General features: G+C 68.9%; 20 protein-coding genes. 10 read left to right on the top strand and 10 right to left on the bottom strand.

What is annotated here, in order from left to right:
• Positions 1–13: 13 nt before the first annotated feature.
• Together ACYVO6_RS04275 and ACYVO6_RS04270 are read left to right on the top strand one after the other, a co-directional pair.
• Positions 14–352 (top strand): DUF3817 domain-containing protein, encoded by a 339-nt coding sequence (locus ACYVO6_RS04275; protein WP_461057360.1) that lies wholly within the window; start codon positions 14–16, stop codon positions 350–352.
• Between the two features lie 75 nt (positions 353–427).
• Positions 428–2,128 (top strand): acyl-CoA mutase large subunit family protein, encoded by a 1,701-nt coding sequence (locus ACYVO6_RS04270; RefSeq protein ID WP_461057358.1) that lies wholly within the window; start codon positions 428–430, stop codon positions 2,126–2,128.
• A gap of 301 nt (positions 2,129–2,429) precedes the next feature.
• Here the strand turns inward: ACYVO6_RS04270 and ACYVO6_RS04265 are convergent, their stop codons facing one another.
• A complete protein-coding gene (locus tag ACYVO6_RS04265; RefSeq protein WP_461057356.1) occupies positions 2,430–2,564 on the bottom strand; it encodes a hypothetical protein in 135 nt (44 codons plus the stop codon).
• A gap of 463 nt (positions 2,565–3,027) precedes the next feature.
• Here ACYVO6_RS04265 and ACYVO6_RS04260 point away from each other — a divergent pair, with 463 nt between their 5' ends.
• Complete coding sequence (locus ACYVO6_RS04260; RefSeq protein ID WP_461057354.1) at positions 3,028–3,318, top strand: hypothetical protein; 291 nt, start codon at positions 3,028–3,030, stop codon at positions 3,316–3,318.
• 23 nt (positions 3,319–3,341) lie between these two features.
• Here the strand turns inward: ACYVO6_RS04260 and ACYVO6_RS04255 are convergent, their stop codons facing one another.
• Positions 3,342–3,995: a TetR/AcrR family transcriptional regulator gene (locus ACYVO6_RS04255; RefSeq protein WP_461057352.1), complete on the bottom strand. Its 654-nt coding sequence runs from the start codon at positions 3,993–3,995 to the stop codon at positions 3,342–3,344.
• Between the two features lie 251 nt (positions 3,996–4,246).
• Here ACYVO6_RS04255 and ACYVO6_RS04250 point away from each other — a divergent pair, with 251 nt between their 5' ends.
• The 4 genes from ACYVO6_RS04250 (at position 4,247) to ACYVO6_RS04235 (ending at position 8,616) form a co-directional block, all read left to right on the top strand.
• On the top strand, positions 4,247–5,230 hold the full coding sequence (locus tag ACYVO6_RS04250; RefSeq protein WP_461057350.1) for a tetratricopeptide repeat protein: 984 nt from the start codon (positions 4,247–4,249) through the stop codon (positions 5,228–5,230).
• 643 nt (positions 5,231–5,873) lie between these two features.
• Positions 5,874–6,506 (top strand): DUF6230 family protein, encoded by a 633-nt coding sequence (locus ACYVO6_RS04245; protein WP_461057348.1) that lies wholly within the window; start codon positions 5,874–5,876, stop codon positions 6,504–6,506.
• 189 nt (positions 6,507–6,695) lie between these two features.
• Positions 6,696–7,247, top strand: coding sequence for a DUF6114 domain-containing protein (locus ACYVO6_RS04240; RefSeq protein ID WP_461057346.1), 552 nt, complete (start codon positions 6,696–6,698; stop codon positions 7,245–7,247).
• Between the two features lie 91 nt (positions 7,248–7,338).
• Positions 7,339–8,616 carry a hypothetical protein gene (locus ACYVO6_RS04235; RefSeq protein ID WP_461057494.1) on the top strand — a complete coding sequence of 426 codons (1,278 nt, stop codon included), beginning with the start codon at positions 7,339–7,341 and terminating at the stop codon, positions 8,614–8,616.
• Positions 8,617–8,741: 125 nt separating this feature from the next.
• Here the strand turns inward: ACYVO6_RS04235 and pyk are convergent, their stop codons facing one another.
• From pyk to pta, 3 genes are all read right to left on the bottom strand, one after another.
• Positions 8,742–10,160, bottom strand: coding sequence for a pyruvate kinase (gene pyk / locus ACYVO6_RS04230; protein ID WP_461057344.1), 1,419 nt, complete (start codon positions 10,158–10,160; stop codon positions 8,742–8,744).
• A gap of 74 nt (positions 10,161–10,234) precedes the next feature.
• On the bottom strand, positions 10,235–11,530 hold the full coding sequence (locus ACYVO6_RS04225) for an acetate kinase (protein WP_461057342.1): 1,296 nt from the start codon (positions 11,528–11,530) through the stop codon (positions 10,235–10,237).
• The gene (gene pta / locus ACYVO6_RS04220) at positions 11,527–13,632 is read right to left on the bottom strand and encodes a phosphate acetyltransferase (RefSeq protein WP_461057340.1); all 2,106 of its coding nucleotides are present in this window, start codon (positions 13,630–13,632) and stop codon (positions 11,527–11,529) included. Before pta ends, ACYVO6_RS04225 begins: the two co-directional genes overlap by 4 nt.
• A gap of 271 nt (positions 13,633–13,903) precedes the next feature.
• Between pta and ACYVO6_RS04215 the strand changes: the two genes are divergently transcribed.
• Positions 13,904–14,929: an ATP-dependent 6-phosphofructokinase gene (locus ACYVO6_RS04215; protein ID WP_461057338.1), complete on the top strand. Its 1,026-nt coding sequence runs from the start codon at positions 13,904–13,906 to the stop codon at positions 14,927–14,929.
• Positions 14,930–14,954: 25 nt separating this feature from the next.
• Here ACYVO6_RS04215 and ACYVO6_RS04210 read toward each other — a convergent pair whose 3' ends face one another.
• Positions 14,955–15,674: a helix-turn-helix domain-containing protein gene (locus ACYVO6_RS04210; protein ID WP_461057492.1), complete on the bottom strand. Its 720-nt coding sequence runs from the start codon at positions 15,672–15,674 to the stop codon at positions 14,955–14,957.
• 212 nt (positions 15,675–15,886) lie between these two features.
• Between ACYVO6_RS04210 and ACYVO6_RS04205 the strand changes: the two genes are divergently transcribed.
• Positions 15,887–16,321, top strand: a complete 435-nt coding sequence (locus ACYVO6_RS04205) for a PPOX class F420-dependent oxidoreductase (protein WP_461057336.1) — start codon at positions 15,887–15,889, stop codon at positions 16,319–16,321.
• 22 nt (positions 16,322–16,343) lie between these two features.
• Here ACYVO6_RS04205 and ACYVO6_RS04200 read toward each other — a convergent pair whose 3' ends face one another.
• Both ACYVO6_RS04200 and ACYVO6_RS04195 read right to left on the bottom strand, forming a co-directional pair.
• Complete coding sequence (locus ACYVO6_RS04200; protein WP_461057334.1) at positions 16,344–16,535, bottom strand: hypothetical protein; 192 nt, start codon at positions 16,533–16,535, stop codon at positions 16,344–16,346.
• Between the two features lie 11 nt (positions 16,536–16,546).
• Entirely contained in the window at positions 16,547–17,398 is an 852-nt protein-coding gene (locus ACYVO6_RS04195; RefSeq protein WP_461057332.1) for a helix-turn-helix domain-containing protein, read from the bottom strand.
• A gap of 283 nt (positions 17,399–17,681) precedes the next feature.
• Here ACYVO6_RS04195 and ACYVO6_RS04190 point away from each other — a divergent pair, with 283 nt between their 5' ends.
• Complete coding sequence (locus tag ACYVO6_RS04190) at positions 17,682–18,194, top strand: ATP-binding protein (protein ID WP_461057330.1); 513 nt, start codon at positions 17,682–17,684, stop codon at positions 18,192–18,194.
• Positions 18,195–18,210: 16 nt separating this feature from the next.
• Here the strand turns inward: ACYVO6_RS04190 and ACYVO6_RS04185 are convergent, their stop codons facing one another.
• Both ACYVO6_RS04185 and ACYVO6_RS04180 read right to left on the bottom strand, forming a co-directional pair.
• Positions 18,211–20,202 (bottom strand): tetratricopeptide repeat protein, encoded by a 1,992-nt coding sequence (locus ACYVO6_RS04185; protein WP_461057328.1) that lies wholly within the window; start codon positions 20,200–20,202, stop codon positions 18,211–18,213.
• A gap of 118 nt (positions 20,203–20,320) precedes the next feature.
• A complete protein-coding gene (locus ACYVO6_RS04180) occupies positions 20,321–21,202 on the bottom strand; it encodes a 5'-methylthioadenosine/S-adenosylhomocysteine nucleosidase family protein (RefSeq protein ID WP_461057326.1) in 882 nt (293 codons plus the stop codon).
• Between the last annotated feature and the right edge of the window lie 43 nt (positions 21,203–21,245).

Raw genomic sequence — 21,245 nt, 5'->3', positions numbered from 1 at the left:
TACGCTCGTACTCATGAAAAAAAGCGTGCTGACCCGCTACCGCGTCATGGCCTACGTCACCGGTGTGCTGCTGGTCCTGCTGACCCTCGGGATGGTCGGCAAGTACGTGCTCGACGTGGACGGCGCCGCGGACTTCACGCGCGTGGTCAGTATCGCGCACGGCTGGCTGTACGTCGTCTACCTGATCTTCGCCTTCGACCTGGGCTCCAAGGCGAAGTGGCCGGTACCCAAGCTGCTGTGGGTGCTGCTCGCGGGCACGGTTCCGACGGCCGCCTTCTTCGTGGAACGCAAGGTCACGCACGAGCTGGAGGCCAAGGTCGTGGACGACCCGGCCGCGGTCGCAAAGGCGTAACCCCTCACCGCCATGGAGTAGTCCGTGGCGGTCTGCCATCGACATTTACTAGGACGTCCTAGTAAATTCGAAGGTATGGACGCTGACGCCATCGAAGAGGGCCGCCGACGCTGGCAGGCCCGGTACGACGCTTCACGCAAGCGTGAGGCCGACTTCACGACGCTTTCCGGCGATCCTGTGGAGCCGGTGTACGGGCCGCGGCCCGGAGACACGTACGACGGGTTCGAGCGGATCGGCTGGCCGGGGGAGTACCCCTTCACGCGCGGGCTCTACGCGACCGGCTACCGAGGGCGGACGTGGACCATCCGGCAGTTCGCCGGGTTCGGGAACGCCGAGCAGACCAACGAGCGCTACAAGTCGATCCTCCGCAACGGCGGCGGCGGGCTGTCCGTGGCCTTCGACATGCCCACGCTCATGGGGCGCGACTCCGACGACCCGCGCTCGCTCGGTGAGGTCGGGCACTGCGGGGTCGCGATCGACTCCGCCGCGGACATGGGGGTCCTGTTCAAGGACATCCCGCTGGGTGATGTCACGACGTCGATGACGATCAGCGGGCCCGCCGTGCCGGTCTTCTGCATGTATCTGGTCGCCGCCGAGCGCCAGGGTGTGGACCCGTCCGTCCTGAACGGCACGCTCCAGACGGACATCTTCAAGGAGTACATCGCGCAGAAGGAGTGGCTCTTCCAGCCGGAGCCCCATCTCCGCCTCATCGGTGACCTGATGGAGCACTGCGCGTCGAAGATCCCCGCGTACAAGCCGCTGTCCGTCTCCGGCTACCACATCCGCGAGGCCGGCTCGACGGCCGCGCAGGAGCTGGCGTACACGCTTGCCGACGGCTTCGGTTACGTGGAACTGGGCCTGTCCCGCGGCCTGGACGTGGATGTCTTCGCACCCGGCCTGTCCTTCTTCTTCGACGCGCATCTCGACTTCTTCGAGGAGATCGCCAAGTTCCGTGCGGCGCGGCGGATCTGGGCCCGCTGGATGCGGGAGGTGTACGGCGCGAGGTCCGAGAAGGCGCAGTGGCTGCGCTTCCACACGCAGACCGCCGGTGTCTCGCTGACGGCGCAGCAGCCGTACAACAACGTGGTGCGTACGGCGGTCGAGGCGCTCGCGGCCGTGCTGGGTGGGACCAACTCGCTGCACACCAACGCGCTGGACGAGACCCTGGCGCTGCCGTCCGAGCAGGCGGCCGAGATCGCTCTTCGTACGCAGCAGGTGCTGATGGAGGAGACCGGGGTCGCCAATGTGGCGGATCCGCTTGGCGGTTCGTGGTTTGTCGAGCAGTTGACGGACCGGATCGAGGCGGAAGCCGAGAAGATCTTCGAGCAGATCAGGGAGCGCGGGCTCAGGGCCCACTCGGACGGGCAGCACCCCATCGGGCCCATCACCTCCGGCATTCTGCGGGGCATCGAGGATGGCTGGTTCACCGGCGAGATCGCCGAGTCCGCCTTCCAGTACCAGCAGGCTCTGGAGAAGGGGGACAAGCGGGTGGTGGGGGTGAACGTCCACCACGGCTCTGTGACCGGTGACCTGGAGATTCTGCGGGTCAGTCATGAGGTGGAGCGGGAGCAGGTGCGGGTGCTCGCCGACCGCCGGTCGGGCCGGGACGCAGCCGCCGTACGGTCCGCGCTCGACGCGATGCTCGCGGCCGCGCGGGACGGCTCGAACATGATCGAGCCGATGCTGGACGCGGTGCGGGCGGAGGCGACGCTGGGGGAGATCTGCGACGCCCTCCGGGAGGAGTGGGGGGTGTATACGGAACCGGCGGGGTTCTAGCGCCGACGGTGCTGTCCGCAATTACCTCGTCGACACGTAGGCCCGTTGGCCTGACTTCGGCCCGCACCTCTTTGTAAAGGTGCGGGCCGTCGTCGTTGTCCGCCTGAACGCCGCGCACTGATGGTGAAGTATCCGTCACAGCCGGTGAGTTCGGCCGGTAGACTTCAGCCGCGACGCGCCCGATGGGCGCGTCCTCCCTTCACTCCGGGCCCCTCCTCTTCGGGGCCCGGCCCGACGAGAGCGGTCCCGGGACCGTGACTGGCCGCCTCACGTCGAAGGGAGGACGCCCCCACATGGGCTGTCACGAGGAGCAGAAACCGACTCTCGTCATGCGGCTGATCCGGCTCTTGCCGGAGCGTGCGGCGAAGCACGCGAGGAGGTGGCTGCTCTGGTGGCTCAGCAGGTAGCCGGATGTCCCCACGGTTCCTGGGGACATCCGACACGCTCCTGTTGAGCCGGGGCCCTGCTCGGAGTTGGCGCTCTGAGTGGGGCCCACCTTCTCTGGTGGCTCAGCAGCTAGCCGGATGTCCCCACACGGACTGGGGACATCCGACAGGCTCCTGGTGAGCCGGGGCATCCGCCTGAGCAAAGTATCGACGGCCCAGACGGTGCCTTCTCTGCATCCAAGTACAGCACACCAGACCTCCACCCAGCCCACGATCAGCCACTGTTCACGCAACCGCCCGCCGCGCCGTACTCCCCCTCCTCTCCGTCATCCTCGGCGCCGGCAACGTCGCCTCCGGTACGTCCTTCCCGTCCAGCTTCCGCATCAGCAACTCCACCGCCCGCGGGCCCACTTCGGTTGACGGCACAGTGACGGACGTGACCGGGACGCGTTGGGCGCGTGCCCTGAATAATGCGGAGCACAGGGGCGGGCCGACGGCTGGGAGGGGCGAGATATGGGCATAGCGGTGCGCGTGCTGAACGGAGGCAGGGGCATCGAGTCGGTGTTCGTCGACGACGAGGAGCAGACCCTCTTCAGGTTCCTCTGTATGGCGCCGGATACCACCGTGCGGTGGGGAGTGAGCGAGTACCGCGACACGCTCTTCAACTACCGGCAGGCCTATCAGCTGGTGCGGGAGATCGATGAGTTGTCCGACGCGGAGCTGACGCCGCTTCTGAAGCGGCTACGGGAAAGCGCGGACTGGGTGTACCGGAGGAGCGGATACCTGTACTTCATCGGTGACTGACCTACCGCGTCGCCCGACGCGGATCAGGTCCCCGATCGTGTCCGGACCCGGTCCTCGCCTGCCGTTGCCAGGCCTAGGAGCAGGATCCGGGTGAAGCTGCGCACCCACTCCTCGTCCGCCGGTTCCGCGCTGACCAAGGTGCGGTGCACCACCGCGCCCGCGATCACGTCGAAGATGAGGTCCGCGGTGCGGGCTGCGGCTTCGGGGTCGGTCTCCTCCGGCAGCTCCCCGCGCTGCTGGGCGCGGGCCCGGCCCTCCAGGACCAGGTGCTTCTGCCGGTCGACGATCGACGTGCGGATGCGTGCGCGCAGGGCGTCGTCGCGAGTCGACTCCGCGAGGACGGCCATCAGGCCGCTCTTCGCCTCCGGTCGCGTCAGGATCGCTGCGAACTGGAGCACCACGCCCTCGACATCCGCCGCGAGGCTGCCGCGGTCGGGGATTTCCAACTCGTCGAAGAGCTCCGACACCGCGTCGACGACCAGTTCGTTCTTGCCGGCCCAGCGGCGGTAGAGGGTCGTCTTGGCGACGCCCGCACGCGTCGCCACATCGCCGAGCGTCAGCTTGGACCAGCCGAGTTCCACCAGGGCCTCGCGCGTCGCCTCCAGGATCGCCGCGTCCGCGGTGGCGCTGCGGGGGCGGCCCCCTGTGGCGCGTGGGGCGGAAGTGCGGCTCTGCATCCGTTGACCATATCCGGGGGTTCCTGGGGCGCGGTGGGGGAAAGCTGGGTGAGGGAGGTCACCGGGAGATGGTCCCGCGGCGGTTCCCGGGCCAGTTACGCTACGGCTCGTAGCGAAAGCCTGCGTACGAGCGACGACCACAGCGACAACCACGCAGACGCCAGGTGGGGACCCGGCGTCGGACGCCACGCGGCAGGCCCGGCTTTCACCGTGCTTTTCCGGTACGCGCGCGGAGGGGGGAGGATAGACGCATGCAGCCACGGAACATGTCCATGAGCGGAGTCGTCGACCTCGCCGCGGTGAAGGCGGCCCAGGAGGCCAAGGCGAAGGCGGAGCAGGCGCGCGCCGAAACAGCGAAGCAGGGCGGCGGGGGTGCCGTCTCCGCCGCGAGCCTTGTCATCGACGTAGACGAGGCGGGTTTTGAGCGGGACGTCCTGCAGCGCTCCACCGAGGTGCCCGTCGTCATCGACTTCTGGGCCGAGTGGTGCGAGCCGTGCAAGCAGCTGAGCCCGCTCCTGGAGCGGCTCGCCGCCGAGTACAACGGCCGGTTCGTCCTCGCCAAGATCGACGTCGATGCGAATCAGATGTTGATGCAGCAGTTCGGGATCCAGGGAATTCCGGCTGTTTTCGCGGTGGTGGCCGGCCAGGCCCTGCCGCTCTTCCAGGGTGCCGCCCCCGAGCCGCAGATCCGCGGCACCCTCGACCAGCTCATCCAGGTCGCTGAGCAGCGCTTCGGCCTGACCGGCCTGGCAGTCGACCCGGACGCGGAGGCCGGGCCGGGCAGTGAGGCCGAGGCGGCTCCCGAGGTGCCGGCCGGTCCGTACGACGCGCTGCTCGAAGCCGCCGTACAGGCCCTGGACGCGGGGGACTTGGGCGGTGCGGTGCAGGCGTACAAGAACGTACTGAGTGACGACCCGGGTAATACGGAGGCCAAACTGGGCCTTGCCCAGGCCGAGTTGCTCCAGCGCGTGCAGGACGTCGATCCGCAGCAGGTGCGCAAGGACGCCGCTGACAAGCCGGCTGACGTACAGGCTCAAATCGCCGCAGCAGACCTGGATCTGGTGGGTGGTCATGTCGAGGACGCGTTCGGACGGCTTGTCGACGCCGTGGCGCGTACGGCCGGTGACGACCGGGATGCCGCGCGTGTGCGGCTGTTGGAGCTGTTCGAGGTGGTCGGCAGTGACGATCCGCGGGTGACCGCCGCACGTAGAGCACTGGCCCGTGCCTTGTTCTGACCGAGCCTGATCCATCCGGGCGACCAGTGTGCAACCACTGTGACCCCTGATACTCGAGTGAGAGATTTGTCGACTCAACGACCCTGCGGCCGCGCTTTGCCAAATCTTGGCAAACGCGGCCGCTGTTACTTGGAGTAAGAGGCGGGCGTTGATCTGTCGGATTCCGTCCAAGGATCAATCGTTTTGGTGCCTACCTCGGGGGCACCCTCCGTCGTCGGTCGATACCGGGGGGTCGTTGTTCGGTTATCCGGCCGTTACTAGCCAGTAACGAACCCCCTTGCGGAAGGCGGCGTGAATGGACCACGATCGGCGACGCTCGGTCCATTCCCGCACCCCGACAGCCAATCGGGTCAACGGGTTTTCCTGGGTCCCCACCGAGTAGGAGCGGCGGCAGTGGCGCCACTCCTTGGACAGGGGGGTCTCTGCTTTCGAGCGGAGCCTGTCCGGCAGGTTGTGCGTGAAGTGTTCAGGCGCGACCAGTGGTTGTCGCTCGGGGGTGATCGCTTGTGTTGGGGCGCCCTTCGCGCCTCTGAGTACGGGCGCTCTCCTTCCCGAGGACGTAGCACTTCTCCCATCCCTGCCCGACTGAGCCGCCGACCGGGGGCAGTCAGGGCCGGAGATGTACGTCCGAGAAGGAGGAAATATGGAGTCCCAGGTGCGTGGCGGGACCAGATGGAAGCGGTTCGCGGTTGTCATGGTGCCCAGCGTGGCCGCGACGGCCGCGATAGGCATGGCCCTGGCCAACAGCGCTCTTGCCGCGTCGTTCAGCGTGTCGGGCCAGTCGTTCAAGGTGACGACCAAGCAGCTTGACGGCACGGGCTTTTCGCAGTACGGCGCCATCGACTCGGGGTACACCCTCGATGGCAAGAAGACGTCGCACCCCGTTGCGGTCTCGGCGTTCAAGCAGGCGACGATTAAGGACCTGTGCCAGTCCGTTGTCACGCCGAACATCCCGGTGCTCGGCAATGTCAGCCTCATCCTCAAGGCCGGTGGCGGTGAAACGCCGGTCGAGGCGGAGAACCTGTACATCGACGTCGCCGACCTGAGCGCCGATGCCGAGTTCAAGAACATCGACATCGGTGTGGCCGCCGGAGACGCCAACAAGGGTCCCGGCATTGCCAAGGGCGACAAGGCGAACCCGTTCGGATTCGCGCAGCAGGCCGACTCGGTCACGCTGAAGGACGTGAAGCAGACGGCGTGGGCGACCACTGCCGGAACCTTCAAGCTGAGCGGGCTGAAGATGTCGCTGTCCGCGGGCGTCAAGGAGTGCTACTAGGCACTCCGTGACGGGTGGGGAGTCCCGCTGCCCCGCCCGTCACACCTCCTTCTCGTCTTTGAAGTCAGTCTGCAGATCCGTCGGATGTCGTGATTGATGTCCGTCCGACGCCACCCGGTCCGTACAGTCGCCACCCCCCACACCCAGCTTTCACTCTCACAGCAATGCCGTTCCAGGGAGCTGTTTTCCATGAGCGCCGAGACTCCAGCCACGCGCAGCCAGTTCACCGACAAGCGGCTGCGGTTCCGCGCTTGGAGGGGCACCCGGCCGTTCTGGGCCGGGCTGTTCATCCTGCTCGGTGGGCTTCCGATCATGTACTTCCCGTACGCGAATCTCCAGATCGGTCACCTGACCCTGGCGATGGCCACCACCGCGGGTGCGGGTTCCCTGATCATCGGCGTGCTGCTGATCGTGCTCGGCATCAGTCTGTGGTTCCAGAAGCATGTACGGGTCTTCGCCGGTGTGGCGGCGATCCTGCTGGCGCTGGTGTCCATTCCGGTGGCGAACCTCGGGGGCTTCCTCGTCGGCTTCCTGCTGGCGCTGTTCGGCGGGGCGATGGCCGTGTCCTGGGCACCCGGCGAGGAGTCCGCGGCGGGGCCGGCCAAGACAGACACGGCCAAGACGGACCGTACGGACGAAGGAGGCGCCCCCGGAGCCATGGCGGCGGGCGGGGCGAGCGAGCCGAACGATCTGTCAGGAACGAGCCCGAGCAACGGGGCGAACGGGAGGCACAGTGCCTGAGGAGGTCCACCGCGTGGGCTCGGGAGTGCCCCGGGCGAGAACCGGGCCGCGGCATGCAGCCCCCAAGAAGCCCTTGTTGACGAGGCTGCAGATGCCCGCGGGCAAGGCGGTGGCCATCGCGTCGATGCCGACCGCGATCCTCATGGGCATGGGTCTCACGCCGACGCTCGCCCGGGCCGACGACAAGCCGTCGGCGAACAACCTGACGATCGACGAGTACAAGGAGTGCGTCGACGCGCTGGAGGAGGAGACCGAGGAGGGCAAGGACGCGTCGGCGTCGCCCTCGCCCTCCGCCTCGACGAGCGGCCCCGCGTCCGACGACAAGGACGACAAGGAGGAGCAGGGCTCCTCGGGTGAGGACGCTTCGGGCGACAACTCCTCGGGCGACAACTCCGCGGACAACGGCTCTTCGTCGGATTCAGGTTCCGACGACAAGACCGAGACCGAGCCCGAGCCCGCCGACCCGGCTCCCGAGGAGCCGGCCGACGAGGAGCCGGCGCCGTCTCCTTCCCCGTCCGAAAGCAATCACCCGCTCGACCCGCTGGGCCTCGGCAAGGCACTGGAGGACCTCTTCACGCCCGACGACAAGGAGAAGGAGGAAGAGGAGGCGGCTGCCAGCCCGTCGCCCACTCCCTCCCCGTCGGCGAACGAGGACAAGGCGGAGGACGAGGCCGAGAAGGCCGAGGACGCTGCTGGGGACGCCGCGGACAAGGCGACCGACACGGTCGAGGACGCCGCCAAGGACGTCACGGACACGGCGGACGACGCGGCCGAGAAGGCCGAGGAGACCGCCGAGGACACCACGGAGAAGGCGGAGGAAGCAGCCGACGAGGCCACCGCGTCCCCGTCCCCCAGCCCGTCCGCGAGCTCCACCACGGACCCGGAGGACTGCCCGGCCGCCACGGACGACGAGGGCGGTGTCGAGCAGGGCATCCCGGCCCTGGCCGACGACCCCTGGCAGCTGGAGGCCAGCTCGCTGCTGCTCAAGGGCGCCGACTACCAGGGCGTCGTCAAGGTGAAGACCGCCAACGGCACGGTCAAGGAGGTCCTCAAGTACGTGATCTCTGACGGCACCGACATCGGTGATCTGCACCAGACCGTCGACGACAAGGATGCCGGCGCCAAGCACCACGTGCAGGCGGGCAAGGGAACTACGTCCACCATCCGTGACGGCAAGACGGTCATGTACACGGAGAGCATCTCCGGCAACCTGCTCGGTCTGATCCCGGTCACGTTCGACCCGAAGCACCCGCCGCCGCTGAACATCCCGCTGATCTACTTCACCAATGTGAAAGTCGTGCAGGCCGCTCAGTTCGGCGGAACACTGACCGTCCCCGGCCTGCAGCAGTACAGCACGCCGCTCGGGTAGTCCTTCAGGGCTGGTCCGGGAGCCGCGCACTCCCCCCAGTGCCTTAAGGGCCTGGGAGGGACCCCCAGAGGGCGCCCCCTGCGCGGCGGGGGGCGCCCTCAGTGGCGTATCAGACCGGGAGCGGATCAGCCGCCCAGGTGGTGCACCCGCACCATGTTCGTGGTGCCGGGCACGCCGGGAGGCGAGCCGGCGGTGATGATCACCGTGTCGCCGTCGTTGAACCGCTTCAGCCTGACCATCTCCTGGTCGACCAGGTCGACCATTTCGTCGGTGCTGCTCACCAGCGGCACGACGTGGGGCTCGACGCCCCAGCTCAGCGTGAGCTGGTTGCGAGTGGACTCGTCCGGGGTGAAGGCCAGGATCGGCTGGACCGCGCGATAGCGGGACAGCCGGCGGGCGGTGTCGCCGGACTGGGTGAAGGCCACCAGGCCCCTGCTGCCGAGGAAGTCTGCGATCTCACACGCGGCACGGGCCACCGAACCGCCTTGCGTACGCGGCTTCTTGCCCGGTACGAGCGGCTGCAGGCCCTTGGAGAGCAGCTCCTCCTCGGCGGCCTGGACGATCTTCGACATCGTCTTCACGGTCTCGATCGGGAACGCGCCCACACTCGACTCGGCGGACAGCATGACCGCGTCCGCGCCGTCCAGGATCGCGTTGGCCACATCGGAGGCCTCGGCGCGCGTGGGACGGGAGTTGGTGATCATCGACTCCATCATCTGAGTCGCGACGATCACCGGCTTGGCGTTGCGGCGGCACAGCTCCACGAGGCGCTTCTGCACCATCGGGACCTTCTCGAGGGGGTACTCGACGGCCAGGTCGCCGCGCGCGACCATGACGCCGTCGAAGGCCGCCACGACGGCCTCCATGTTCTCCACCGCCTGCGGCTTCTCCACCTTGGCGATGACGGGGACCCGGCGGCCCTCCTCGTCCATGATCTTGTGTACGTCGTTCACGTCGTCGGCGTCCCGCACGAAGGACAGCGCGACCAGGTCGCAGCCCATGCGCAGCGCGAAGCGCAGATCCTCGACGTCCTTCTCGGACAGCGCGGGCACGTTCACGGCCGTGCCGGGCAGGTTGATGCCCTTGTGGTCCGAGATCACGCCGCCCTCGATGACGACCGTACGGACCCGCGGGCCCTCGACCTCGACGACCTTCAGCTCGACATTGCCGTCGTTGATCAGGACCTGGTCGCCCTTGGCGACATCGCCCGGCAGGCCCTTGTAGGTCGTGCCGCAGACCGACTTGTCGCCCGGTACGTCCTCGGTGGTGATGGTGAACTCGTCACCGCGCTCCAGTTCGACGGGCCCCTCGGCGAAGGTCTCCAGCCGGATCTTCGGGCCCTGGAGGTCGGCCAGTACGCCGATCGCGCGGCCCGTCTCCTCGGCGGCGGCCCGGACACGGTCGTACCGCCCCTGGTGCTCGGCGTGCGTGCCATGGCTGAAGTTGAAGCGGGCCACGTTCATACCGGCCTCGATGAGCGACACAAGCTGCTCATGGGAGTCGACGGCTGGGCCCAGTGTGCAGACGATTTTGGAACGGCGCATGGGGGCGATCCTATCGGTTTGTTTCAGTACGGAATATTCCGTCTGGTGGAAGCTACAAAGGGGCGGAATGCCGCTCAGTTGAGGGCCTGAGAAGAGCCGCCCACGGGCGCCTCGGGGCCGCCCACAAGTGCGTACGTCTGGGTGGCGATCTCCAGTTCCTCGTCGGTCGGGACGACGGCCACCGCGACCCGCGCACCCTCCGGCGAGACCAGTCGCGGCTCGTCGGACCGTACGGAGTTGCGCTCGGCGTCGACCGCCAGGCCCAGCCCCTCCAGGCCCGCGACCGCAGCCTCACGCACCGGGGCCGCGTTCTCACCGACCCCCGCAGTGAAGGCGACCGCGTCCACCCGGCCGAGCACCGCGTAATAGGCGCCGATGTATTTCCTCAGGCGGTGTATGTAGATGTCGAAGGCGAGCCGCGCCCGCTCGTCCCCTTCGTCGACGCGGCGACGGATCTCCCGCATGTCGTTGTCGCCGCACAGGCCGATCAGGCCGCTCTTCTTGTTCAGCAAAGTGTCGATCTCGTCCATGGACAACCCGCCAACACGTGCCAAATGGAAGATGACCGCCGGATCCAGGTCTCCGGATCGCGTACCCATCACCAGCCCCTCCAAAGGCGTCAGCCCCATCGACGTGTCCACGCACTTGCCCGCCCGGACAGCCGAAGCCGAGGCTCCGTTGCCCAGATGCAGCACGATGACGTTCACCTCGGACGGATCCTTGCCGAGGAGCCGGGCCGTCGCGCGCGAGACATACGCGTGCGAGGTGCCGTGGAAGCCGTAACGGCGGATGCGGTGCTCGTCGGCGGTCTCGACGTCGATCGCGTAGCGGGCCGCGGACTCCGGCATCGTCGTGTGGAACGCCGTGTCGAAGACGGCCACCTGCGGAAGGTCCGGGCGCAGTGCCTGTGCCGTACGAATGCCCGTCAGGTTGGCCGGGTTGTGCAGGGGTGCCACCGGGATCAGCCGCTCGATCTCCGTGAGGACCCGCTCGTCGATGACCGTCGGCTCCGTGAACTGCTGGCCGCCGTGGACGACCCGGTGACCGATCGCCGCCAACTCGGGGGAGTCCAGGCCGAGTCCGTCCTTGGCCAGCTCCTCGGCGACGGCCTTCAGGGCGGCCTCGTGGTCGGCGATGGGGCCGGTCCACTCGCGGGAGGCGCCGCCCGTGGCGAGCGGGGTGTGCCTGAGCCGGGACATCTCCTCGCCGATGCGCTCGACGAGGCCCACCGCCAGACGGCTGCTGTCACGCATGTCGAGCAGCTGGTACTTCACCGACGAGGAGCCGGAGTTGAGGACGAGGACGCGAGACGAGGGGGCCGAGCGCAGCTCGTCGGGTAGGGCGGTGGTGGGCGACGGGTGGGAGGTCACAGGGCGGAAGCCTTCTGGGTCAAGGGTGATGGGGTCTGGGCCTGGGCCTGGATCGCCGTGATGGCGACGGTGTTCACGATGTCCCCGACGAGCGCGCCGCGGGACAGGTCGTTGACCGGCTTGCGCAGGCCCTGCAGGACCGGACCGACGGCGATCGCGCCCGCCGAACGCTGCACGGCCTTGTACGTGTTGTTGCCGGTGTTGAGGTCCGGGAAGATCAGCACGGTGGCCTGCCCGGCGACCTCGGAACCCGGCAGCTTGGTCGCCGCGACCGACGGCTCCACGGCGGCGTCGTACTGTATCGGGCCCTCGATCTTCAGATCGTCGCTGCTCGCGCGGACCAGCTCGGTGGCCCGGCGCACCTTGTCCACGTCCGCGCCCGAGCCGGACGTCCCGGTCGAGTACGAGAGCATCGCGATCCGCGGCTCGACACCGAACTGCCGGGCGGTGGCGGCCGATTGAACCGCGATGTCGGCCAACTGCTCGGCGTTCGGATCGGGATTGACCGCGCAGTCCCCGTACACCAGGACCTTGTCGGCCAGGCACATGAAGAAGACGGACGACACGATCGAAGCGTCCGGCTTGGTCTTGATGATCTCGAAGGCCGGGCGGATCGTCGCCGCCGTGGAGTGCACGGACCCCGACACCATCCCGTCGGCCAGCCCCTCCTCGACCATCAGGGTGCCGAAGTAGTTCACGTCCGAGACCACGTCGTACGCCAGCTCCATGGACACGCCTCTGTGGGCGCGGAGCGCGGCGTACTTCTCGGCGAAACGCTCGCGCAGCTCGGAGGTCGTCGGGTCGATGAGCTGGGCCTTGACGAGGTCGATGCCGAGGTCCGCGGCCTTCTTGCGGATCTGGTCCACCGGGCCGAGCAGCGTCAGCTCGCAGACACCGCGCCGCAGCAGCACCTCGGCGGCGTGCAGTACTCGCTCCTCGGTGCCCTCGGGCAGCACGACGCGACGCTTGTCCGAGCGGGCCTGCTCCAGGAGCTTGTGCTCGAACATCATCGGCGTGACGCGGTCGCTGCTCGGGGCCGAGACCCGGCTGAGGAGGCCGCCGGTGTCGACGTACCGCTCGAAGAGGCCGAGGGCGGTCTCTGCCTTACGGGGCGTCGCCGCGTTCAACTTGCCTTCCATGCCGAAGAGTTCGGCCGCCGTCGGGAAGCTGTTGCCGGCCACCGAGACGACCGGGGTGCCGGGGGCGAGCCGGGCGGCCAGCGTGAGGACGTCGTTGCTGGGGCGCTCGTCCAGGGTGAGCAGGACGCCCGCGATGGGCGGGGTGCCGGCGCTGTGCGCGGCGAGGGCGCCGACGACGAGGTCGGCGCGGTCGCCGGGAGTGACGACCAGGCAGCCCGGGGTCAGGGCGCCGAGGAAGTTCGGCAGCATCGCGCCGCCGAACACGAAGTTCAGGGCGTCGCGCGCGAGCCCCGAGTCGTCGCCGAGCAGGACCTTGCCGCCGAGCGCGTGGGTGATCTGGGCGACCGTCGGCGCGGACAGTGCGGGCTCGTCCGGCAGCACGTAACAGGGCACCGGGAGGCGGGAGTCGAGGCCCGCGTGGATCTCCGCACGGTCCAGCGGGGCCACCCGGTTCACCACCATCGCGAGGACGTCACAGCCCAGATGGTCGTACGCCCTGAACGCGTTGCGGGTCTCCGCCTGCACCGACTCCGCGGTCTGCTCACGGCCGCCCACGACGGGGATGACCGAGGCGCCGAACTCGTTCGCCAGCCGGGCGTTGAGGGACAGCTCGTCCGGGAACTGCGTGTCCGCGTAGTCGGTGCCCAGGACGAGAACCACGTCGTACTCGCGCGCCACCCGATGGAAGCGGTCCACCAGCTGCGAGACCAGCTCGTCGGTGCCCTGCTCGGCCTGGAGCGTGGACGCCTCGTGGTAGTCCATGCCGTAGACCGTCGCCGGATCCTGCGCGAGCCGGTAGCGGGCCCGCAGCAGCTCGAAGAGACGGTCGGGATCGTCATGGATGAGCGGGCGGAACACGCCCACACGGTCGACCTGGCGGGTCAGGAGTTCCATGACTCCCAGCTCGACGACCTGGCGACCGTCGCCCCGGTCGATCCCGGTCACGTACACGCTGCGCGTCACGCGTGCTCTCCGTTTCCTCACTGGTCAAAAACAGCCGCTATCGTGGGGCCCGTGCGTGCCCCCTTGACAATACCTCTGGGCATGGTTAAGGCACCCGACTCGTCGCGAGGGGACATGGCTGCGGGGACCGGTGGTCGAGAGGCGCTCAGGTCCCCCGTGAAACAATCGGACCGGCTCACACGTACCGACAGTTCACGACAGCTCACAAGACGGCAGTTCACAAGTACCGACAGCCCTTACGTACCAAGCAGCGAGCAGGAGAAACAGCACGATGCGTATCGGAGTTCTCACCGCAGGCGGCGACTGCCCGGGGCTGAACGCAGTGATCCGGTCGGTCGTGCACCGAGCCGTCGCCCACTACGGCGACGAGGTGATCGGCTTCGAGGACGGCTACGCGGGACTGCTCGACGGCCGCTACCGCAATCTCGACCTGGACGCGGTCAGCGGCATCCTCGCCCGCGGCGGCACCATCCTCGGCTCCTCCCGCCTCCAGCGCGACCGGCTGCGCGAGGCCTGCGAGGGAGCCCAGGACGAGATGCGCGAGTTCGGCATCGACGCGCTCATCCCGATCGGCGGCGAGGGCACGCTCACGGCCGCCCGGATGCTCTCGGACGTCGGCCTGCCGGTCGTCGGCGTACCGAAGACGATCGACAACGACATCTCGTCCACCGACCGCACCTTCGGCTTCGACACCGCGGTCGGCGTCGCCACCGAGGCGATGGACCGCCTCAAGACCACCGCCGAGTCGCACCAGCGCGTCATGGTCGTCGAGGTCATGGGCCGCCACGCCGGCTGGATCGCGCTCGAGTCCGGCATGGCCGCCGGCGCCCACGGCATCTGCCTGCCCGAGCGGGCCTTCGACCCCGGCGACCTGGTCAAGATGGTCGAGGAGCGCTTCGCCCGCGGGAAGAAGTTCGCGGTGCTGTGCGTGGCCGAGGGCGCCCACCCCGCCGAGGGCACCATGGACTACGGCCACGGCGAGATCGACCAGTTCGGCCACGAGCGCTTCCAGGGCATCGGCACGGCACTCGCGTACGAACTGGAGCGGCGGCTCGGCAAGGAGGCCAAGCCGGTCATTCTCGGCCACGTCCAGCGCGGCGGCACACCGACGGCGTACGACCGCGTGCTCGCCACCCGCTTCGGCTGGCACGCCGTCGAAGCCGCCCACCGGGGCGACTTCGGGCGGATGACGGCGCTGCGGGGCACGGACGTCGAGATGGTGCCGCTCGCGGAGGCGGTCACGGAGCTGAAGACGGTGCCGAAGGACCGGATGGACGAGGCGGAGTCGGTGTTCTAGAGCGGGGTTCTGGAGCGGGCTCTGCTCATGGGGCGTGGCGCTGGACTTTGGACCAGAAGTGGTCGACGACCCCGTCCAGGAAGTCCCGGCCCGCGTCACCGGCCTCGACGGCCACCGTCCCGTTGCCCCAGCTCAGGGTGGGTGCCATCTGCAGCTGGTACTCCGTGTACAGCGACTCGAGCACGTCCTCCACGAGCCACCGGTCCAGCGGCAACAGCTTGCTGATCTGGCGCACGTACGCCTGCCAGCGCGTGGAGCACGCGTTGCGCAACAGCTCGGCCAGCTTCTCGCGGCGCCCGCTGACGGTGACGAGATCCGGCAGCGCGAGGCCGAGCACCTCGGCGAGGGCCGCGGACTGACGCTCGTTGCCGCGCCACTCGTTGTTCTCCTCCATCCGCAGATACACGACGAGTTCGAGCCCCACGGCCCGCGCGACGTCCTCCGCCGGGACACCGCGCGCGAGCCGGAACTCCCGCAACGTCTGTGGCGCGCCGATGAGTTCGGCGGGCGAACACCACAACACGCCAGCGAGCGCGACGAGTTCGGCATTGCCGGGCGCCGCGATGCCTGTCTCCCAGGCGGCGACGAGATCGGGTGTCACATAGGGCAGTCCGTACGAGGTCCGCATCCCGTACGCGACATGTTCTGGTCCCATGCCGAGCGCGGCACGGAGTCTGCGGGCGACGGGGGCGTTGAAGGGCGGGATGGGCTCAGGGGCAGGGGGTGGCGATTGATGCACGTGCACAACGTAGGGGGGCGGGGCTGCGGTGACTACGGTCTGTTCGGCCAGGATCACGGATTGTCGGATTCTACGGTTTCGGATATCTGTCCGATCGCGTCCGATACGCGTACGAGGTGGCTGAAGATCATCTGGCGTGGGCCCGCTCCCGGCCACGAAGATGGCGCCGTACGTGCCCGCGCGAGCGGGCAGCACGAGCGTGAAAGGGCGGCACCGCTATGAGCAGCATCGACGGCCACATTCGCGAGCGGCTCCTGGCGCCGAACTTCTGGCACCTGGCCACGGTCGGGCCGGACGGGGCACCGCAGGTTTCGCCCATGTGGGTGGACATGGAAGGTGAGTACGTCATGGTCAACACGTCGATCGGCCGCGTGAAGGTCGACAACCTGCGGCGCAATCCGAACGTTTCGCTGTCCCACCATGACTCCGAGAACCCTTACGACCGGGTGGAGATCCGGGGGCGGGTCGTACGTTTCGTCGAGGGCGAGGTGGCCGAGCGGGCCATGGACCGGCTGACGCAGAAGTACATCGGCGAGGACCGGTATCCGTGGCTGCTTCCCGGGGAGCAGCGCGTGATGCTGCTGATCGAGCCGACTCGGGTGCGGCATGTGGTGGGGGTGGAGAAGTTCCGTCCTGGGGTGCTGCCGGAGTGAGGGGCGAGGGGTAAGTGAGGGGCTACAGCAGGTGGTCGGCCTTTCCGGCTTTGATCTCGAGGATGAGGGTGCGGAGGGCTTCGCGGGTGTCGGTGAGGTAGTGGTCTTCTTGGCCGGCCAGGGCTATGTAGGCGTTGCCTTGGGAGTCGGTGCCTATGCGGAAGCAGTTGTTTCCTTCGGCGCAGAAGGGCTCTTCCCAGGTGATCTCGGGCATGGTGGCTCTCCTCAGAGCTGGCGGACGATGGTCTGGATGAGGTCGCGCGAGTCCTTCGGGCTCAGTGTGTGGGCGTGCCACCAGTCCATGTGAGCCCGGTACTTGGCGAGTTGGGCCTCGGAGTGGGTGAACTCGCCGCCGTGCGCGGAGTCCAGATGGACGGTGTCCAGTTGGGGTACGGCGCCCTCGGCGTACAGCACCGCATGCCCGGCACCGGGGAACGCCCCGGCCTCGACGGGAAGTACGCGCAACTCGACGTTCTCCCGCTCGGATGCCTCGCACAAGTGCAGCAACTGCTCGCGGGTCGCGCGGCGCCCGCCGAACTGCATGCGCAGGGCCCACTCGTGCACGTACGCGACGTACTGGACGGGCCGGTCGTTGTCGAGTACCTGCTGCCGCCGCATGCGCTGTACGACGCGAAGCTCGACCTCTGACCTGGGCAGCGGCGGCAGTGCGGCGGCGAAGATGGCACGGGCGTACTCCCCGAGCTGCAGCAGCCCGGGGATGTGCACGGTCTGATAGCTCCGCAGCCGCGAGGCGAACCACTCCAACTCGGCGACATCCAGCAGCCCTTGGGGCAGGGAACCCCTGAACTGCTCCCACCAGCCCTGCTTGCGTACGTCGGCCATGGCGACCAGCGCGTCGACGTACCCCTCGTCCGCGCAGTCGTAGTTGCTGGCGAGTATCCGGATCCGTTCGGGCGAGGTGGCACGGATGCCCGACTCCATGTTGGACACCTTCGTGCGGTCCAGCCCGAGCAGCCCTGCGGCGTACTCCGTGGTCCGGCCGGCCGCGAGCCGCATCTTGCGCAGCTCGGCACCCAGCCGCTTCTGGCGTTCCGTCGGCGCTGGCCGTGTCGGCATCGACACCTTCCTCCCCGATTGGTCGGGCTCAGTCTGCACCTTGCGCTGCGCGCCGGTCCACTTCATGAGGGGCAATGATTCCAATGAGGTGGCACGCGTGCCACTGAAAGCTCTACAGTCAGTGACGCGCCGCTTACGGCCCGACGTAGTCGGAAGCGCATCGCACGAGCCTGCCCAGGTTCTCCTTCCCTGGGAGGGGCGGGCTTGCGTCAGGGAGACATGCCGCCGGTCGGGTCGAGACGCCAAGGTCCGTCAATTCGCCGAGTCCTCAAGGGAGTTCCGTATGTCCGCGACAGCCGTCTCCGTCTGCTCTGTCCTCAACGACGTGTCGGTGGCAACCCCGTCACCGTCGCCCGACACCCTCGCGTACAGCCTCACGCTTCCCGCCGATCTGACCAGCCCTCGCATCGCTCGGGCGACGACCAGGGCGGTCCTCCAGTTGCATCGGCTGGAGGACGTGACGGATGCGGCGGTGCAGGTGGTGGGTGAACTGGCCGCGTGTGCTTGCCGGTTCACGTCGGGGGCCGAGGTGTATCTGTCGCTGCGTTGCCGGGAGGGGGCGTTGCGGGTGATCTTCTACGACGGGCATCCGCGGCATACGCATCCTCGGCTGGCGGCGGCTTGTGATGCGCGGCGGAGGGCGGCGTTGCGGGTGTTGGGGTGCGTGGTGCGGGCTTGTGAGGGGGAGTGGGGGTTCGGGGAGGTGCGGGAGCCTGGGGGTGGGACTCGGATGTGGGCGGTTCTGCCTTGGCGGGGGGCTCGGGGCTATGCGGGAGTGGGGGGTGAGGCGGGGTGAGATGCGAGCCGGGGCGCTATTCCTGTTCTTCGGCCCAGTTGCGGGCTTGGGTGGCTCGGTCGGGGGCGTTGGCGCGGGTGTAGGCGTCGGCGGCCTGGAGGTAGCAGGCACGGGCGTCGGAGGGACGGCGGGCGGACTGGTGGGCGAGGGCCAGGTTGTGGAGGGTTCTGCCTGCCCGGTACCAGTCCTCGAACTCCCGGAAGATCTCCAGGGCCTTGCCGTGCGCCTCGACCGCCTCCCCCACCCGGCCCGCCTTCCGCAGGGCGGCGCCGAGGTTGTTCCCCGCGCTGCCCTCGCTGTGGCGGTCCCCGGCCTCCTGGAACAGGTCGAGGGCGCGGGTGTGGGCGTCGACCGCCTCCTCCGCCCGGTCGGCCTCCTGTAGGGCAAGGCCGAGGTTGTTCCACGCCATGCTCTCGCGGTGGCGGTTCCCGGCCGCCCGGTGCAGGTCGCGGGCGCGGGTGTGGGCGTCGACCGCCTCCCCCACCCGGCCCGCCTCCTGCAGGGCGAGGCCGAGGTTGTTCCACGCGATGGCCTCGCGGTGGCGGTTCCCGGCCGCCTGATACAGGGCGCGGGCGCGGGTGTGGGCCTCGACCGCCTCCTCCGCCCGGCCCGCCTCCCGCAGGGCGAGGCCGAGGTTGTTCCACGCGATGCCCTGGCCAAGGCGGTCCCCGGCGCGGTGGGCGGCCTCCCGGGCGGCCCGGGCAACGGTGATCCAGTCGTCGAAGGACCGCCGCCAGGCCAGGTACTCCGCCAGGCATGCGGCCAGCCGCACCGCCGTGTCCGCGTACCGCTCCTCCCCCGCCCACTGCACCGCCGCCACCAGCCCCGCCCGCTCCCCGTCCAGCCACTCCAACGCCTGCGCCCGGTCCGCGAACCGCTCCGGCTCCGCCCTCCCCGGCAGCCACCGCAACCGGTCGGCGGCGGCATACGCCCACCGGCAGTAGAACTCCAGCACCCGCTCCCGCGCCGCCTCCCCCTCCTCCCTGAAGCCCGCATCCCCCGCCACCACACCCACCCCGAACGCCCGCACCAAGTCATGCAACCGCCACCGCACACCGGAAGCCGAGCCCTCGCCGCCCTGGACCGGTGTGACCAGATGGGTGGCGGCGAGGTCCTCCAGCAGGCCCAGGGCGGCCCCCATGTCGAGGTCGGCCAGGGCGGCCACGGCCTCCGCGCCCGTCTCCGTACCGGGGGCGAGGGCAAGCAGGCGCAGCAGCCGGGCCTGGTCGGGTGGGAGACGGTGGTACGAGGTCTCCAGGACCGGGCGGAGCACGAGAGAACGGCCGTACAGGTCGGTGCCGCGACTGCCGTTGTCGAGTACGGCGGTGGGGTCGGCGGCTTCCTTGATCTCGGTCACCAGCGAGGCGATGTCGCGATGGCGGCGCCGGCGCAGCATGGCGGCGGCGATCTGGAGGGCGAGGGGCAAGTGGCCGCAGAGGGAGGTCAGTTCGCGGAGGGCGTCCTGTTCCCGGGACGGGCGGTCGTCGCGTTCGTCGGCGTCGTGGAGGGCGCGGGTCACGAGGGCGGCGGAGTCGTCCGGGGCGAGTGTTTCGAGGTCGATGAGGCGTAGGGGGAGGGAGTCCGGGCGGTCTCGGGAGGTGATCAACACCCGGTGGTGGTCCGTCCCGGGCAGCAGGGGGAGGAACTGGGACGGGTCCGAGGTGTTGTCCAGGATCAGCAGCGTCCGATCCTGTCGCTCGGCGAGGAGGGCGTGGTACGTGTCGTACTGGCGCGCCGTCGTCTGTGGCAGATCCGGGCCGCGTATGCCGAGGGCGTCGAGGAGGGCGAGGACGGCTTGGTCGGCGGTGACGGGGGCGTCGTCGTAGCCGCGCAGGTCGACGAAGAGCGTGCCGCCGGGGAACCAGCCCTTCGCGCAGGCCTGGTGGGCGGCCTCCACCGCCAGTGCCGTCTTGCCGATGCCGCCCATGCCGGTGACGGCGAAGATGAGGAGAGGGAGCGCGGCGGCTTCGTCCGGGGCGGGTTCGAGGTGGGGGAGCAGGCGGCCCATTTCCGCCGATCGGCCGGTGAAGCCGAGGGGGCGGGGCGGGAGGGTGGTGGTCGCGGTAGGTACCGGGCCGTGGGACTGCTGCGGCGTACCGGTTCCGTGGTGCGGGCCTTCGCCTGGGCTACTGTCCGTCGCTGTGCGGTGGTTGGCCGACCGACTTGGCGGTGAAGGGGCTGTGAAAGGTGCTCCCCCGGAAGTCGAGGTGGTCTCCGCTGTACGTGACGGCGTCCGTGGAGCTGCGAAAAGGACCCTCCCGGGAGTCGGAGTCACGAGGCTGCGGGGCAGTCGGCTTCGGTTCCAGCTCGCGGAGTACGGCGACCGCCGCCCTGGCCGCGTTCGCGGCGGCCCGGGGCTGTGAACCCCTGGCGTCTTCATCCGACTTGCCCGCGTCGGCCTTGTCGCTGATGCCCCGGATGATCAACGCGCCCGCCTCACCTGCGAGGTGAACCGCGTGGGCGACGCCGGAGCTCTCCATCTCGATGCCGACGGCGTCGTTGTAGCTCGCCCTGATGCGTTGGGCGAGTTCGGAGTCGCTGTCCGCGAGGACGACATCCCCGACCGCGATCGGCTTGAAGTGGGCCTTCCCGCGCAACGCCTCCTTGGCCGCTTGCTCCAGACGGAAGGAGGCGCGCCATGCCTCCGGCCGGTCGAGGAAGCCGTCGGGCGTCTGCTTGCCTCCGTGGATGGCGTACACCTTGGTCGCGACCACGACGTCGCCGATGCCGATGTCGTCCTTCAACCCGCCGGCGACGCCGACGAAGAGCACGGCCTCGGGGCCGAGCCACGTCATCACCCGCTCGGTGATCGTGGCGGCCGTGAGCGTGCCCTCGCCCATGTCGACCAGGGCGACGTGCCAGGGGGTGCCGGGGAGCTTCCCTCGCCTGGCCCGCGTGCCGGTGCGCGCATGCGTGAGCTTCTCGACATCCGTGAGGTGGTCGAGTACGGCTTCGTATTCGAGGGACAGCGCGGTGAGGATCGCTACGGTGGGCATTGTCTCCGGCACGCTCTCAACGGTACTGGCAAGTGTCCTGCACGGACTGTGTGTT

It is taken from the genome of Streptomyces pseudoechinosporeus (assembly GCF_054783935.1).
This window is presented reverse-complemented; position numbering and strand designations above follow the sequence as displayed.

Excerpts from the sequence above, each read along its gene's own strand:
- ACYVO6_RS04275 (WP_461057360.1), top strand. The coding sequence starts at position 14 with ATGAAAAAAAGCGTGCTGACCCGCTACCGCGTCATGGCCTACGTCACC.
- ACYVO6_RS04270 (WP_461057358.1), top strand. The coding sequence starts at position 428 with ATGGACGCTGACGCCATCGAAGAGGGCCGCCGACGCTGGCAGGCCCGG.
- ACYVO6_RS04265 (WP_461057356.1), bottom strand. The coding sequence starts at position 2,564 with ATGTCCCCAGGAACCGTGGGGACATCCGGCTACCTGCTGAGCCACCAG.
- ACYVO6_RS04260 (WP_461057354.1), top strand. The coding sequence starts at position 3,028 with ATGGGCATAGCGGTGCGCGTGCTGAACGGAGGCAGGGGCATCGAGTCG.
- ACYVO6_RS04255 (WP_461057352.1), bottom strand. The coding sequence starts at position 3,995 with ATGCAGAGCCGCACTTCCGCCCCACGCGCCACAGGGGGCCGCCCCCGC.
- ACYVO6_RS04250 (WP_461057350.1), top strand. The coding sequence starts at position 4,247 with ATGCAGCCACGGAACATGTCCATGAGCGGAGTCGTCGACCTCGCCGCG.
- ACYVO6_RS04245 (WP_461057348.1), top strand. The coding sequence starts at position 5,874 with ATGGAGTCCCAGGTGCGTGGCGGGACCAGATGGAAGCGGTTCGCGGTT.
- ACYVO6_RS04240 (WP_461057346.1), top strand. The coding sequence starts at position 6,696 with ATGAGCGCCGAGACTCCAGCCACGCGCAGCCAGTTCACCGACAAGCGG.
- ACYVO6_RS04235 (WP_461057494.1), top strand. The coding sequence starts at position 7,339 with ATGCCCGCGGGCAAGGCGGTGGCCATCGCGTCGATGCCGACCGCGATC.
- pyk (WP_461057344.1), bottom strand. The coding sequence starts at position 10,160 with ATGCGCCGTTCCAAAATCGTCTGCACACTGGGCCCAGCCGTCGACTCC.
- ACYVO6_RS04215 (WP_461057338.1), top strand. The coding sequence starts at position 13,904 with ATGCGTATCGGAGTTCTCACCGCAGGCGGCGACTGCCCGGGGCTGAAC.
- ACYVO6_RS04205 (WP_461057336.1), top strand. The coding sequence starts at position 15,887 with ATGAGCAGCATCGACGGCCACATTCGCGAGCGGCTCCTGGCGCCGAAC.
- ACYVO6_RS04200 (WP_461057334.1), bottom strand. The coding sequence starts at position 16,535 with ATGCCCGAGATCACCTGGGAAGAGCCCTTCTGCGCCGAAGGAAACAAC.
- ACYVO6_RS04195 (WP_461057332.1), bottom strand. The coding sequence starts at position 17,398 with ATGCCGACACGGCCAGCGCCGACGGAACGCCAGAAGCGGCTGGGTGCC.
- ACYVO6_RS04190 (WP_461057330.1), top strand. The coding sequence starts at position 17,682 with ATGTCCGCGACAGCCGTCTCCGTCTGCTCTGTCCTCAACGACGTGTCG.
- ACYVO6_RS04185 (WP_461057328.1), bottom strand. The coding sequence starts at position 20,202 with ATGGGCCGCCTGCTCCCCCACCTCGAACCCGCCCCGGACGAAGCCGCC.